The sequence below is a fragment of the Geomonas silvestris genome, from assembly GCF_014193515.1.
GTDB classification, from domain to species: domain Bacteria; phylum Desulfobacterota; class Desulfuromonadia; order Geobacterales; family Geobacteraceae; genus Geomonas; species Geomonas silvestris.
This window is the reverse complement of sequence record NZ_BLXX01000003.1, coordinates 307517-322708: the sequence shown is the minus strand read 5'-3', so window position 1 is coordinate 322708 and position 15192 is coordinate 307517. Positions and strand designations below refer to the sequence as shown.

The window sequence follows — 15192 nt, the reverse complement described above, 5'->3', positions numbered from 1 at the left end:
TATAAACGTTAAATCGTAAAGACTGTCTATGTAATAGCAGGTAGTATAATAAAAAAGTTTTGATTGACTGTTTGGATGTGAGTTAATATCGAATTTTTTGTTGCAATATAGGGGATATTGGCGATATGAGCGTACTTCATGTAAATCAAATATCTAGAAAAATTAAAGAGCTATTTGCTGACAAAATAGACATTACAGATTTATCCTCAAACGACAAAGAAATCGAATCGAAAATATTAACAAGATGTCTTGCTGCTTATTCGATATATCACATGGCTGCAACTAATGAGGTAGATGCAGCAAATTCAGTTGTAGATGGTGGCGATGATAACGGGATTGATGCTATATACTATTCTCCGTCAAATAAGAAAATGCTTATATCTCAATCAAAATGGAATAAATCAGGGACCGGAGAACCTAGTAGTGCAGATGTAGTTAAGTTTTGTAATGGAGTTAGGGACCTTTTTAATCTAGACTTTGAACGATTTAACCTTAAAATTCAAGATAAAAGAGCAATTATAGAAAAAGCTTTAACAGAATATGATACGACTTATGAACTATTGGTTATACATACAGGAAACCAAAATTTTAGTATGCATTCAATGAGGAATATAGAAGATTTGCTTAAAGAGATGAACGATGCTGGTGATGCAGAGTCAGACGATTTAGTGAATTTCACACAAATGAATCAAGGCGCTATACACGTATCTCTGGCTTCGGGGTTAGAAGGCGAACATATAAATATAGAAGTAGGATTAACTCAGTGGGGAAAGCTGTCAGAGCCACATAATGCGTACTTTGGTATGGTAGCTGGTGAAGAGGTCGCAAAGTGGTGGTGTGACCATGGTAAGCGTTTGTTTGCGAAAAATATACGCAATGTCCTTGGCTCGACAAACGTTAATGACGAAATAAAACATACTATTGAATCGACACCTGAAAGCTTCTGGTATTTTAACAATGGAATAACGATGGTTGCAAACAGCATTAGAAAGTCAATGGTTGGGGGAAGCTCCAGGGATATTGGATCTTTTAAAGCTGATGGTGTCTATGTCGTTAATGGTGCTCAAACAGTGAGTACCATTGGACGTTATTTCGAGCAAGGCGGTGCTAATCTAGATAAAGTTAGAGTTCATCTAAGGATTGTTTCTTTGGAAAATTCGGATGAACATTTTGGTGCCAAGGTAACAAAATCTAACAATAGGCAAAATAGGATTGAAAATAGGGACTTTGTATCTCAGGACGAAGAACAGATACGTCTCAGAACCGAACTTGCAATAGAAGGTATAGAGTATAATATCGTAAGATCTGAAAGTTTTAAGCCCTCAGACAAATCCTTTGATCTTCAGGAAGCAACTGTCGCACTATCATGCGCAAGCGAGCAGTCGGCATTGGCTGTGCAGGCAAAGAGAGAAATTGGTAAGTTCTTCGAAGATCTGACAAAAGCACCATATAAATCTATATTCAATCCACAGACCAATGGGATTTATCTATACAATTGCATTAACATTATAAGAGAGGTTGATAAATGCTTAAACGAAGAGATTTTAAAACTTGAAAAGAAAAGTGGGAAAAGATACGGGGTAATGGTGCATGGCAATAGAATCATTGCGTTGGTAGTGTTGAAGAAGTTGAATATATCCAAGATTGCTCAGGTTTCAAGTTATGCTATCAACAAAAGTCTTATTAATTCAACAACGATTGACGCAATAAATAAGACTGTCGAAGTAACAGAGAACATGTATAAGGGCAATCTACTAGGTACGCTATTTAAGAATGCGAGTAAATGCAAACTTATATATGAAAACTGTATATGACTTGCTGAATAGATGCCGAGTGGCGTTACGGGGATAACATGATTGCAAGGCTATAGTAGGTACCTCATATAGTCTTTGTTCCTGCCTTTACAATGAGCTTCACTAAGCCATCCTGTATCTCCTCGTCACCAAGGCTCCTAAAAGCTTTTATCAGCTTCTTTTCTCTGTCAGATAGTGGTGACTTCTCATAGGTGTCCTCTCCAAAGAAGGCAGAGGCTGAAACGTTCAAGGCGCTGGCTACCTGCTGAAGTTTGTCGGTGTTAAGCTTGGTGCTGCCATTTTCATACTTCTGAATCTGTTGGAAGGACACCCCTACCAACTCTGCAAGCTTCTCCTGAGTAAGACCTGCATGTTTCCGCAATAACCTCACCTTCTCACCAATCTCTTTACTACTCAATGGCTTACCCATAGTCGTATACCCCTTGGCAGGGACAATACAACTAGAAGTTGTGTCAAACCACCAATGAAGGTTAGATTTATATTGAAAAATTCTAAGTGGGGTTGTATTGTGGGCAGTGCTTGACTATGTTTGGTAACAAATGCCGGAAGTTTCAGGGGGTACTTATCTTGGTTGCCAGGCAACATGCTATCGTTCTTTCATTTTTGGTCATGCTCACGGGCTGCACCTCTGCACAGTCTTTGTATGACCAAGGCATTGAGAAAATTCGGTTGCAGAAATATCAAGAGGCTATTACCAGCTTTAGCAAAGCTATAGATAAAAAAGGTGATTATGCAGAAGCATATGCAGCTCGTGGCACTGCATATGCTGATGTGAAGATGTTTGACAAAGCCATTGAAGATTTTGATAGCGCTATTAGGATAAACCCTGCTTTAGCTCGGGCATATGATTCACGGGGGAAGGCACTATTTACCTTAGGACAGGCTGAAAAGGCGCTGTCGGATCTGGATAAAGCAATTGACCTAAAACCAGATTATTCTGGCGCTTTTTTTGATAAATTTGTCATGTACTTTTCTCAAGGTAAGCTGGAACAGGCTCTTGTAAATATTGACAATGCTATAAAATATGATGCGGCGAATGATGAATATCTGTTCGCAAGAGCTACCATAATGTATAAAAAACGCAAAATTAAGGAAGCCCTGGAGGACCTTGACAAGGCACTCCAAATCAATCCCAATAATGCCCAATATTTGATAGGTTCATCGCGTTGCTACTTGAAGCTGAAAAAGTATGATCTGGCTATTACTAATGCGTCTGCCGCTCTAGGCATTGCCCCAAATGGCGCTGAAGCATTTAATATCTTGGCTCATGCCAATGTTGCTCTTGGCAGATTCAAAGAAGCCACTGAAGCCTATAATAGGGCTTGCCAGCAGGGAGATACTAGTTCATGTGCCGAGTACATGCGCTATTCTGTGGCTCAAAAGCTCAACAATGACGTCATAGATCAATTGAATAAGCCTGATGTAGGTAATGCCTCTGACGATGACATAGTGGCAGCTAAAAAAAGAATGCATGAGCTTGCAGCAGGACACTAAAACTTAGATTCGTCATGATAGCTCAAATAGACTCAAATAACGATATTATGTACTGAGGCATATATGAAACGTACACATTACCTTGTTGTTGTGATGATGCTGATATTTGTTGACTATGCGCATGCTTATACTGATCATGTGGACAACTACAGCATAACATTTCCAAAAGGATGGGTGATAAGTAGGCGGGTACTTTCTGATGGAACCCATATTACAGCTGCGGAAGATCCAAAATCTTATTCTAAATTGTTAGTCCAAGTTGCAAGTGGTGGTTTAAAGCCTGGATTAGTTAAGAATCCAGAGTTTACAAAATTTGCAGTGAATAAATTCTTACCCTTTGCTAGAACTCAATGCCCAGAGCCAGTGCCAACTGGTGCTTACAATGTTAACTTTGCAAAGCGTGAGTCCCTTGGTATATCTTATGCCTGCATGGACAATTCTGTGGTAACTTTATATATGATACCAACTGAGAATAACGGATATATTCTTTCATACGCTGGGTCAAAGAAAATTGCAGTCTCACGTGGAATTGAAACGGCGATCAACTCCTTTAAAATACTTAAATAATTCCATAGCTATTTATTCGCCCGACCTAGAGATAACCTGTTGCGTAATAGTATTTACCCATGTCTATTTCGATTTTATTATATACAGGAGTGTAGCCTGGGTAATATCTGAAGGTTTGAAGAAAAATTATTCGGAACCCCGGTAGGTAAAAAAATAGGTCTTCTGTAACTTCAAGGGTCTTGCCATCAAAGGTAAGGCCCTTTTTGTTTGTCCTCTTCTCGTAGAAATCTCCCAAACTTCAACATCTAACCAACAGAACATGACGCAACCGCCATGAGGGCATTCATGCGTCTATTGTCCTGTACAACCCCCAAAGGAGGCATACCATGGCAGTTAACGTCTACGATGTAATCAACAGTAGGATCATGGAGCTATTGGAGTCAAATGTGGTGCCATGGCGGAAAACCTGGAGCGTAGGAGGTGGTAACGCACCAGCCAACTATGTTTCAAAAAAGGAATATAGGGGTATCAACGTGTTCATGTTGGCCTGTATGCCTTATTCCTCCCCGTATTGGGTGACATTTAAGCAGTGCCACGACAAAGGTGGTCGTATCAGGAAGGGTGAGAAGTCTACTCCGGTGATCTTCTGGAAATGGCTCGATAAGAAGGATGCTGAACCTATTGATGGAGAGGTAGCCATTAACGGTAAGATACCAGTGTTGCGCTACTATTCAGTTTTTAATCTACTCCAAACGGAGGGTATAGAGCCGCCACCGGCCATAGAGACCATCAACACCTTTACCCCCATCGAGAGAGCCGACCAGATCATTGCAGGTATGCCACTTAGACCAGATATCCACTACGGAGGTAACCAGCCAGCATACCATCCTTTCTTGGACTATGTGAAAATTCCTAAAGCTGAAGCATTTGAATCACCGGAGGAATATTACAGCACTTTGTTCCATGAGTTAGGACATTCAACAGGTCACGCTAGACGGATAGGGAGGAAGGGGATACTGGAACCCTCATACTTCGGGTCACATAATTATTCTCAAGAGGAATTGTGCTCGGAATTTTGTTCAGCTTTCCTGTGTGGTCATGCTGGTATCGAGCAAATGACACTTGAAAATAGTGCAAGCTACATCAGGGGGTGGCTGAAAGCAATAAAAGGTAATCAGAAGTTGCTCGTAATGGCTGCATCTCAAGGGCAAAAAGCCAGTGACTACATACTTTGCAGACAAGGAGGTGAAGACGACAGCACCGATGACACCGCTGCATAATATCCCGCCACATGCCCCCAGCAGTAAAGATGCCTCCCAGTAGTACCCCTTCCATAATAAGGACTCTAGACCCTCATTAACCTAGTAGCCAAAGACCATCCCTCAAGCTCCGAATCAGCTCTACAAGCCCATTTCTCGTTTCAAGTCAGGCTAACCCCTTAATCCCCTAAGTAAGGAGCAATAACTATGGCCCTATTCAGGTGCGGTACATGCCATGCCGTCTACGAGGACTATTACCCGCCAGATGATATCTGCATCAAGTGCAACAAGGGACATATCCGAATAGCCGCTTCCCAAGGAGGGGAAACCATGACCGCGATCACACCGACAATCAAGCTATTTACCAGTCACAAGGACACCACCAGCATCCACATCAACAACCTGATCCTTGAGCATAACGGCAACAACTACCAGTTTCACGGTGGCACCAATGACACCATCCACGTATTCACTGAGAGCATAGCCCTGTATGTCCTCACGATCAACAGATGCAATGGAACAATGGGCCTTAACGCCTTCATGTCACCAGAACCTGACCCGATCAATAGCGTTCACCTTTATACGCCGCAGGACATCAAGGAAACTCTTGGTGCCAAGTGGGAAGGGCTATCACCCAAGGCCATTACCATGAAGCTGATTGACTATCTGATGTAACCAACCTACAAGGAGGATTCACCATGCCAACCGTTGACGGATTATTCGGACCAATCGAGATAGCAGCACCTAAACCCAGGAGCATCAAGTTGAGAATGATCAAAGCGGTATATGAAAATATGACGGTAAAGGACAATGTAACTGACTACCTGACACCCAATGCCAGGTATACCAGCCCTTCTCAGATATTTGAGACATTTAGCTTTCTCAGGAACGAAACTAAGGAATCATTCTGTACGGCACACTTGGACGGGAAAAATCGTATTGTATGTCTGGAAATAGTGTCAGTTGGAACACTCAATCAAGCTATAGTCACACCTCGGGATACATTTAAGACTGCTCTCTTATCAAATGCCGCCGCAATAATACTTGTCCATAACCATCCAACTGGAGACCCTACCCCTTCAGCTGAAGACCTTGAAGTAACCAGACGACTCAGGGAAGCAGGAGAGCTGCTTGGCATAAAAGTATTGGACCACATCATAGTGGGTGATTCCTATTACTCGTTTGTCGAGAGAGGTGTCATATGACAACCTGTGAGTATTGCGGCAAGACATTACGCCCAGGTGATACGGTACATGGTATCAAGCATGGTTCCCTGGCTCATAGTTCCTTCTTGCCGGCAAAAGATGCGGCAGTCACAATCCTTTGTAATGATTGCAGCCAAAAGGTATATCGGTTGGTCTATGCTTCCTTGGATACTGGAAAGCTGGCATACCCGACCATCTTCAATATGTACAATGAACTGACCACATTGATGAAGAACGGATACAAGCTGATTTCTGCAATCGCCAAGCTCCCAGCTAGGGAACAACATGCATTACGGCACTTAGTAGAATCCTGCAAGTCAGCAAGATAACCCCGCATTACCACCCGCCCAATAATTCCTACCAAAGTAGACCTTCACTAATCCAACTTAGCAAGTCCATATCATCACCTGTCTCATGTAACAAAGTCCCGCCAGAAGCCTAATTTCGCTGTCGAGTAACTGTTCTAACAATCCATTAATTCCACTATCTACCAAACCAGGACGACCAGAGCCATAAGGCTCTTTTTTTGTGCCTGGAATCCAAGGAGGTATCACCATGTCTGTATATAGGAGAGGAGATAAGGCCGTGTTTTACATGAACTTCACTGTTGACGGAGTACGTGTAACCAGGAGTACCGGAAAATTCACCAAGAAGGAAGCCAAGCTCGTTGAAGCAGTTGAGAAGAAGAGGATGATGGTAGACGGTGCATTATCTCCCAGGGAGAAGGCCGCAAGGATGCCACTGAGTATTGCAATCCAAAAGACCTATGACGAACGGTGGAAGGATAACAAGGACGGTCTCAAGTCTCAGCGCATAGCAGAGAGGGTGATGGAACTGATCGGTGACATTGCAATTAGCAAGGTAGACGATGACGTAATCAAGCTCTTAATCAGGTTGTTGGAGGGTTCCGGTATCAAAGGGGCCACAGTGAACAGGTATCTAGCCACCATGAAGACTTTACTACGTCACCACCGGCAACCATGGGAGCATATCCAACTGAAAAGGGAGACCGAGGGCAGGATTCGTGTCTTGACCAGGGAAGAAGTGGGTACGGTGATTAGCCTGTTACGGGACACGGTACATAATAGCAGGAGGTGCCATTTCCCCGAGGTGGCTGATTTAGTGGAGGTTCTAGTGGATACAGGGTGTCGGTTGTCAGAGGTGTTGGACCTACGCTATGACGATATTAACTTTGAAACCAATCTAATCTCTATTTGGATCAACAAAGGAGACAAGCCAAGGAGCATACCCATGACCTGTAGGGTAGGGACCATATTGGATACCAGGAAGACCGAGGGAGCAGGTAAGCCTTTCATGATTGGCAGGGATCAAGCCGAGAACGCATGGACATGGGTAAGGAAGAGGATGGGCCTCACTGGTGATAAGGAGTTCGTGTTGCATGCTCTGAGGCATACCACCGCTACCAGATTAATTGACAAGGGTATCGACCTCTACACGGTCAAGGAGTGGTTGGGGCATAGCACTATCCAGGTAACGGAACGGTATGCTCACTTGAACCCTGATAAATTGGTACATGCTGCAAAGGTCTTGGAACTATAAAACACTAGCAATTTCAAGTCACTTGGTGTTATATTTTGGTACAAGATTTGGTACATAAACCATCTAAAAATGCCCTGTTTTAGAGGCTCGTAGCACTAGCCCAGGTTGGTATGGACGAGTGGTGAGTCTAACATATTCAGTATGTTAGGCTTAATCAGGTGTACCGAAAGGTACCTAGGGTTCGAATCCCTATCTCTCCGCCATATAAAACAAGGGGTTACAGCTCTGATGCTGTAGCCCCTTCGTTATTCTCGGGCAAAGCGTGAACGTTGCACATGGTGCTAGCGACGAAATGGTTCACACATGGAGTGAAATGCTAAGCGCACTGAACCTCCCGGCAATCTTCGGCCGGCCAAGTGCCGCTTTAGCGACAGGTGCACGTGCTTGGCCAATTCCTCGCTGTCCGCTACCAAATCATTAACGCCTCTCGTCATCAATCCAGTTCACGTCTTGTCCGGACCTACCTCGAAGGCCGCTTCCACGGCCAACGGCTCCGGCATCGCGTCAACGAGACGTTCCAGTTCTTGCCGGCTGAAAGTCCAGATCTCCTTGCAAAAAGTGCAGGTCACCACGCCCCCTCCCTCACTCGTTGCCATCGCCCTGATGGCATCCTTTCCCTGAATCAGCAGAGCCTGCTCACACTTTTCCCGGCTACAGGTACATTTGAAGGCGACTATACGTTTCTCTATGGTCTCATAGGGGATTCCGGCGAACAGGATATCCAGCAGTTGTTCCGGAGTGCCCCCGCTTCGAAAGTGATCTGACAGCACGGGGAGGGTCCCCATCCGCTTCATGAGCAGTTGAATGGCCTCCTTCTCTTGAGGCGGGAGCGACTGGATCAAAAACCCGCCGGCCGCGGCGACACGCCCATCCGGCGCTAAGCAGACGCCGAGCCCGACCGCCGAGGGCACCTGTTCCGATTCGTTAAGATACCCGGCTAGGTCATCCCCAATTTCGCCTGAGATGAGTTGAACAGTACCTTGATACGGCTGCTTCAGCCGCAAGTCCTTGGTCACGGTGAGACAACCGGCCCGGCCCAAGGCGCCAGCCACAACGACCTGCCCCTCGTACAGGGGAAGGTCCACGGCAGGGTTTCCTACGGTGCCGGCTACCGCCCCGGTACTCTGTGCCTCGACGAGGATCCTGCCGAGGGGGCCGTTCCCTTCGAACTTTAGAGCGACCCGTTGGTCGGTCTTAAGCAACGCCCCCATTAGCGCTCCTGCGGTCAGTGCCCGTCCGAGGGCCGTCGTGGCCGTGGGGAGTGTAGCGTGCCGCCGTGCCGCCTCAGCCACAAGCCCAGTCGTGACGCAGGCCAGCCCCCGGAACGTTCCGAATTTAGTCAGTATGCGTACCAAGTAATCATCCATTGTCCACTTCCCTTCGAGGAGGATGGGCATCTCGGCAGCATAACGAGAAGACGACTCATGCTCGACATGGATAATACTGTTTGATCGTCATAGCGTCAGGAGGTACTTATAATAGCTTAGCATACTTCAAAAGAACTATATAATTGAATTTTCTTTATTCAGAGATATACTCTCCCAAACTGTGACCCGCAGTCCGGCTATGCCATCCCCGCGGCACAATGCGGAGGAACAGACACTCCCTTATAAGAGATTAGTTATGGCCCCTGCAACCTGGCGTCCAATTATCCTGATGTTTCTTTTGGTGCTCCTTATCAACCTGGGCTACAGCTATTTCAGGCCAAAGATGGGACAGCCTGCCCAAATAACTTTACAGCCGATTTCGCAGCGAACTGGCCGGAAACAATCTTAAAAGTGTCACGTTCAAAGGGACGGCCATCAGCGGGGAATTCCTTAAAAAGATACGGGTAGCCGAGACGGTGCAAGGCAAAGAGGTCACCAGGGATACAGGGTCCTTCACCTCGACCATGCCAGCGCTGGCCGACGCAGCACTTCTGGCCGAACTGACCGCCAGAAATGTTGAAATCACTGCGGTTTCTTCCGAAGCATCCCCTCTTGTGGCGTTTCTTATATCGGTTCTCCCCTGGGTACTCATCGTCGGGGTCTGGTGGTTTATCTCCCGATCGGCCCGAAAACAAGGGCCGATGGGGATGTTTGGCAGTTTTGCCAAGTCGGGTGCCAAGATGTACGGTACCGGCGAGAAGGTGAACGTGACATTTGACGATGTCGCCGGCATGGAGAACAGCAAACTGGAACTTAAGGAGATCGTTGATTACCTGAAGGAGCCCGAGCAGTTCCGGCGCATCGGCGGGAAGGTGCCGAAGGGGATCCTGCTGGTCGGTCCTCCCGGCACAGGAAAGACGCTGCTTGCGCGGGCGGTGGCCGGTGAGGCGGGCGTCAATTTTTTCACCATCTCCGCCTCACAGTTTATCGAGATGTTCGTCGGTGTCGGAGCCAGCCGGGTGAGGGATCTCTTCGCCAACGCCAAGAAGGGCGCACCGAGCATCATCTTTATCGACGAGATCGATGCCGTTGGGCGCAGCCGCGGTACCGGTCTCGGCGGCGGCCATGACGAGCGGGAGCAGACCCTGAACCAGCTTCTGTCCGAAATGGACGGGTTCGACCAGCACGAGGATGTCATCGTACTGGCGGCGACCAATCGTCCCGACGTGCTGGACCCTGCACTGCTGCGTCCCGGCCGCTTCGACCGGCACGTGGTGATCGAACGACCGGACTGGAGGGACCGGGAAAAGATACTCAAGGTCCATACCCGCAAGATCCTGCTGGATTCAGGGGTCGACTTCACCACCATCGCCAAGGGGACTCCAGGTATGACCGGCGCCGACCTGGAGAATCTCGTGAACGAGGCCGCAATCCTGGCTTCGCGTGAAAACGCTTCTGCGGTCACCATGGCGCACCTGGAACAGGCCAAGGACAAGCTTCTCATGGGGGGCGAACGCAAGATGGTCATCTCCGAACAGGAGAAACGCATAACCGCCTACCACGAGGCGGGGCATACCCTAATCGCCAAGCTCCTGCCGGGCACCGATCCGATCCACAAAGTGACGATCATTCCCCACGGCATGGCGCTGGGAATCACCCAACAACTCCCGGAGGACGATCGCTATTATTATCCCCGCAGCTATCTGGAAAACCGCATCAGCGTAGCCTTGGGCGGAAGGTCTGCCGAGCTGCTGGTTTTTGGAGAGGCGTCAACGGGTGCACAGAGCGATTTAAAGATGGTTACCGACCTGGCTGAGAAGATGGTCTGCCAATGGGGCATGAGCGAAAAAGTCGGCCCAGTTGCCTTCACCCGGGGGGAGGAGCATCCCTTTCTCGGTCGCAAACTGGCAGAGGAGAAGGGGTTCTCCGAAGAAATGGCGTGGGTGATCGATAAGGAAATCTGCAACATCATCTGGCAGGGTGAAAAGGTTGCCGACGCATTACTGCTCGCGCACAAGCAGTTCTTGGACGCCCTGGCAACGGCCCTCCAAGAAGAGGAGACCCTGGATGGTGTGCGGGTAGGAGAAATTCTGCGCCAGTTACCACAATGAAAGCTACGACTTCAAATATCCAGGCAACCTCAATGCGCGTTTAAAGTACGTCCCTGGGGGATCCGCTCGCCTTGCCCAAGCCGTGAGAATCGGCACTCTCACTTTGGATGATTTGTCTTAGTGGCGTCATCTGGAACTTGAAGTTGTAGTGGAAAAAGTTTTGCTGAGGGTCCCGTACGGGGGCTCGCCGGAGACTAAAATTCCGAAGTGAGGGGGGGCAGAGGCATTACAGCTACATGCACAATCCAGAAGTAAGTTCGCAGGTTCCTACCTCTAGTCACGGGTGTCACCCTGTATTCTTGTCGTTTGAGACGGGCTGAGATTATTTTTTTGAGTCTGAGGGCATGGCACTAGCGCACAAACATGTGACATGGTCAATTATCAGTAAAGGTGAGCGCATTATCAGGGGGGAGGCGTTATGGCTGGCAGTAAATCAATTCTCACTGGTATCTTGGCTACTAAACTGTCTGCTGTCGCGCGCATAAAATTTATTGAATGGTCAAATAATGCAAATAATGAAGAATTCGATCGTTGGGTGAGCTTATTTCTAACTACAGAAGAAGTACAAGATGCATTAGGTGAGTACGCAATTGAGCAGATGCAAGAAATCGAGAACCACTGCGATATAAAAATTTCAGCTTTCATAAGAGTTGGCGGCAACATATAAAGATACAGGTAATACTTTAGAGCGGCTGTGATAGCTAGGGAAGTGATGCATGATACAACAATTTGTTGAAGGTGATGGCTGTAGTTCTGACCACTGGCATCGATGTTAACGTTATCACAATAGTGAGAACGAGTATGGTCGAGCTCCAGATATTGTTATGCACGATGCACCATGGGCAACTAAAGCACAGATGGCAGCAGACTGTATCCTCGCCAGAATCGAAGGCGACACGGAAGAGTAGCATCAAGAAATATCTTCCGCGTTTCAAACGCGAGTCAACCAACTACCTCGCCATCCTGATCAGATTCTAAATTTCACTAAGTACAATTCTAACCTGAAGGTCCACTTCTCCGGCCCCAGCAGTTTGGTGATATCCCAATACCACACTTGGAGGGGTGCGGGGGGGAGCAGAGATAGCGCCCATCGTCCAGCGGCGTGGCATAGACTTCGTGTGGCGCCGGCAGTTGCTCGAATACCGGAAGAAGAATTCCCAGGCACGGGAGTTGTATCGCAGTGCCACGCAAAAAATCGGATCAGCACTGAATTCCTGTGGTATCGCAACGGCAAAATGATTCACGATGCCACGAACAACGGGAGGACAGATGGCCCTTATAATCGAACAGCTCGATCCTGCCGGGCTCTCCTCAGTCGAAGCAGCGCAGATTCTCACGGAAGAAGGCCCCAACGAGCTCCCTGCTTCCGGCCAGCGAGGGAATCTCCAGATAGCCCGGGATGTCATGCGCGAACCGATGTTTCTGCTGCTGGTAGCCTGCGGCGGCATCTACCTGCTGGTCGGAGACATGCAGGAAGCGCTAATGCTGCTTGCGTTTATTTTCTTCGTCATGGGGATCACGCTCTACCAGGAGCGGAAAACTGAGCGTGCCTTGGAAGCGCTCCGGGACCTTTCCAGCCCTCGCGCCCTGGTGATCCGTGACGGAACCCGGAAACGGATTGCCGGTCGCGAGGTGGTACGCGGCGACAGCATTATCCTTGCCGAAGGGGATCGGGTCCCTGCCGATGCCCTGGTACTCGACTGCACCAACCTGTCCACCGATGAATCGCTGCTGACAGGCGAATCGGTGGCCGTCAGGAAAAGCCCGGGAAATGTGTCCACGCCCCCGAGTCAGCCGGGTGGCGACGATATCCCCTTCGTGTTTTCAGGTTCCCTCGTGGTGAGCGGTCAAGGCATCGCCCGGGTCACCGCCACCGGTAAACAGAGCGCTATCGGCAGGATCGGTGTCGCCTTGCAAGGGGTGACCGGCGAAGAAAGCCCGCTCCAAAAGGAAACCGGGCGCCTGGTCCGGATCCTGGCCACGGTAGTAGTGGTTCTGTGTGCCATCCTGATCGTCACCTATGGCTTCACTCGTGGCGCCTGGCTTGACGGTGTACTGGCCGGACTTACACTTGCCATGGCGGTTATGCCCAACGAACTGCCGGTGGTTCTGACGATCTTCCTTGCTCTGGGGGCGTGGAGGCTCTCACGCACCCAGGTACTCACCCGGCGGTCATCGGTGGCCGAGACACTCGGTTCGGCCACCGTTCTCTGTGTGGACAAGACCGGCACCCTTACCCAGAATCGGATGACCGTCACCACCCTGTACGCCGACAACGTTTTCTATCCCATCGGTGATTTTTGCAACGCCCCTCCACCGGACATTTTTCACGATCTTGTCGAGTTCAGCATTCTTGCCAGTCAGCGCGACCCGTTCGATCCCATGGAGAGGGCCATCAAGGAGTTCGGTGAGACGTACCTTGCCCACACCGAACATCTGCACGGTGACTGGTCCCTGGAAAAGGAATATCCCCTTTCTCCGGAGCTGCTGGCCATGTCTCATGTCTGGCGGGCGCCGGCGGGGCAGGACTTCGTGATCGCTGCCAAGGGGGCGCCCGAGGCGGTGGCTGACCTCTGCCATTTCAACGGGCAACAGCAGGCCGAGATGATGGCGGCGGTTGTCCGGCTGGCCAACGACGGCTTGCGTGTCCTGGGTGTGGCCCGTTCCAATTTTCAGGAAAAGGGGCTTCCCGAAGAGCAGCACGATTTTACCTTTGATTTTCTGGGGTTGGTCGGCCTGGCCGACCCGGTGCGGCCGACGGTTGCCCCTGCCCTTGCCGACTGTTATCGCGCAGGAATCAGGATGGTGATGATCACCGGCGATTATCCCGGCACGGCCAGAAGCATTGCCCGGCAGATCGGACTCAAAGAAAGGGACCAGGTCATTTCCGGCCCGGAGCTGGACCGGATGGACGAGGTTGAATTACGGGAGCGGATTGGGACGGTAAACATCTTTGCCAGGGTCGTTCCTGAGCAGAAGTTGCGTCTGGTGCAGGCTCTCAAGGCAAACGGCGAAATCGTTGCCATGACCGGCGACGGCGTTAACGATGCCCCGGCCCTGAAATGCGCCCGCATTGGCATAGCCATGGGTGGACGCGGCACGGACGTGGCGCGGGAGGCATCGGATCTCGTGCTGCTCGATGATGATTTTGCTTCCATTGTCAAGGCGGTAAGGATGGGGCGGCGGATCTTCGACAACCTGAAGAAGGCGATGGCCTATCTGCTGGCCATCCATGTGCCGATAGCCGGTATGTCGCTCATCCCGGTGTTTTTCAACTGGCCGCTTCTGTTCATGCCGATCCATATCGCCTTTCTCCACCTGATCATCGATCCGGCCTGTTCCATCGTCTACGAAGTCGAACCGGCCGAGGGGGCGACCATGGACCGCCCCCCGCGCCCTCCGGCGGAACCACTCTTCAGCAGACGCGTTCTGCTGTTGAGCACCCTTCAGGGGGTGGGCGTCCTGGTGATGTTGCTTGCGGTCTTTGGGGTGTGCCTTAGCCGCGGACAAGGGGAGTACGAAGCGCGTACCTTGACGTTTATGACCCTGATCATCGCCAATCTCGGGTTGATGATGACCAACCGGTCCTGGTCGGCCACGCTGGGGGCCATCCTAAAAGTTCCCAACTCCGCCCTATGGTGGGTTACCGGAGGGGCCGTGGGCTTTCTGGCGATTGTCCTAAACGTGCCCGCAGCCAGGGAGGTCTTTCGCTTCTGCGCAGTACACCCGCTGGACGTTGTAATATCAGTTACTGCCGGCCTTTTGAGCGTTGTATGGTTTGAGCTCTTCAAGGGTCGATTTCTGAGAATAGCGGACGGTAACAGAGCCGGATGAAGCAGTCCCTTCGCCGGCCGACGACCATCCCCCCTGCCCTC

11 protein-coding genes and 1 pseudogene are annotated in these 15192 nt (G+C 49.5%); 10 read left to right on the top strand and 2 right to left on the bottom strand.

Annotation, left to right across the window (positions count from 1 at the left end; translation table 11 throughout):
- Window positions 1-125: 125 nt before the first annotated feature.
- The gene (locus GMST_RS07710; protein WP_183354053.1) at window positions 126-1814 is read left to right on the top strand and encodes an AIPR family protein; all 1689 of its coding nucleotides are present in this window, start codon (window positions 126-128) and stop codon (window positions 1812-1814) included.
- A 64-nt stretch (window positions 1815-1878) separates the two neighbouring features.
- Here GMST_RS07710 and GMST_RS07705 read toward each other — a convergent pair whose 3' ends face one another.
- Window positions 1879-2223, bottom strand: a complete 345-nt coding sequence (locus GMST_RS07705) for a helix-turn-helix domain-containing protein (RefSeq protein WP_183354052.1) — start codon at window positions 2221-2223, stop codon at window positions 1879-1881.
- Between the two features lie 158 nt (window positions 2224-2381).
- Between GMST_RS07705 and GMST_RS07700 the strand changes: the two genes are divergently transcribed.
- The 6 genes from GMST_RS07700 to GMST_RS07675 all read left to right on the top strand — a co-directional run bounded on the left by GMST_RS07700 (window position 2382) and on the right by GMST_RS07675 (window position 7839).
- Window positions 2382-3308 (top strand): tetratricopeptide repeat protein, encoded by a 927-nt coding sequence (locus GMST_RS07700; protein WP_183354051.1) that lies wholly within the window; start codon window positions 2382-2384, stop codon window positions 3306-3308.
- A gap of 63 nt (window positions 3309-3371) precedes the next feature.
- Window positions 3372-3875 (top strand): hypothetical protein, encoded by a 504-nt coding sequence (locus GMST_RS07695; protein ID WP_183354050.1) that lies wholly within the window; start codon window positions 3372-3374, stop codon window positions 3873-3875.
- A gap of 326 nt (window positions 3876-4201) precedes the next feature.
- Window positions 4202-5095, top strand: a complete 894-nt coding sequence (locus GMST_RS07690; RefSeq protein WP_183354049.1) for an ArdC family protein — start codon at window positions 4202-4204, stop codon at window positions 5093-5095.
- Between the two features lie 309 nt (window positions 5096-5404).
- On the top strand, window positions 5405-5749 hold the full coding sequence (locus tag GMST_RS07685) for a hypothetical protein (RefSeq protein ID WP_183354048.1): 345 nt from the start codon (window positions 5405-5407) through the stop codon (window positions 5747-5749).
- A gap of 23 nt (window positions 5750-5772) precedes the next feature.
- Entirely contained in the window at window positions 5773-6279 is a 507-nt protein-coding gene (locus GMST_RS07680) for a JAB domain-containing protein (RefSeq protein WP_183354047.1), read from the top strand.
- A gap of 555 nt (window positions 6280-6834) precedes the next feature.
- On the top strand, window positions 6835-7839 hold the full coding sequence (locus tag GMST_RS07675) for a tyrosine-type recombinase/integrase (RefSeq protein ID WP_183354046.1): 1005 nt from the start codon (window positions 6835-6837) through the stop codon (window positions 7837-7839).
- A gap of 443 nt (window positions 7840-8282) precedes the next feature.
- Here GMST_RS07675 and hslO read toward each other — a convergent pair whose 3' ends face one another.
- Window positions 8283-9206, bottom strand: a complete 924-nt coding sequence (gene hslO / locus GMST_RS07670) for an Hsp33 family molecular chaperone HslO (RefSeq protein ID WP_183354045.1) — start codon at window positions 9204-9206, stop codon at window positions 8283-8285.
- A gap of 256 nt (window positions 9207-9462) precedes the next feature.
- Here hslO and ftsH point away from each other — a divergent pair.
- From ftsH to GMST_RS07655, 3 genes and pseudogenes are all read left to right on the top strand, one after another.
- A pseudogene (gene ftsH / locus GMST_RS07665) lies at window positions 9463-11317 on the top strand (ATP-dependent zinc metalloprotease FtsH).
- A 418-nt stretch (window positions 11318-11735) separates the two neighbouring features.
- Window positions 11736-11984: a hypothetical protein gene (locus tag GMST_RS07660; RefSeq protein WP_183354044.1), complete on the top strand. Its 249-nt coding sequence runs from the start codon at window positions 11736-11738 to the stop codon at window positions 11982-11984.
- A gap of 602 nt (window positions 11985-12586) precedes the next feature.
- The gene (locus GMST_RS07655) at window positions 12587-15151 is read left to right on the top strand and encodes a cation-translocating P-type ATPase (protein WP_183354043.1); all 2565 of its coding nucleotides are present in this window, start codon (window positions 12587-12589) and stop codon (window positions 15149-15151) included.
- Window positions 15152-15192 lie beyond the last annotated feature (41 nt).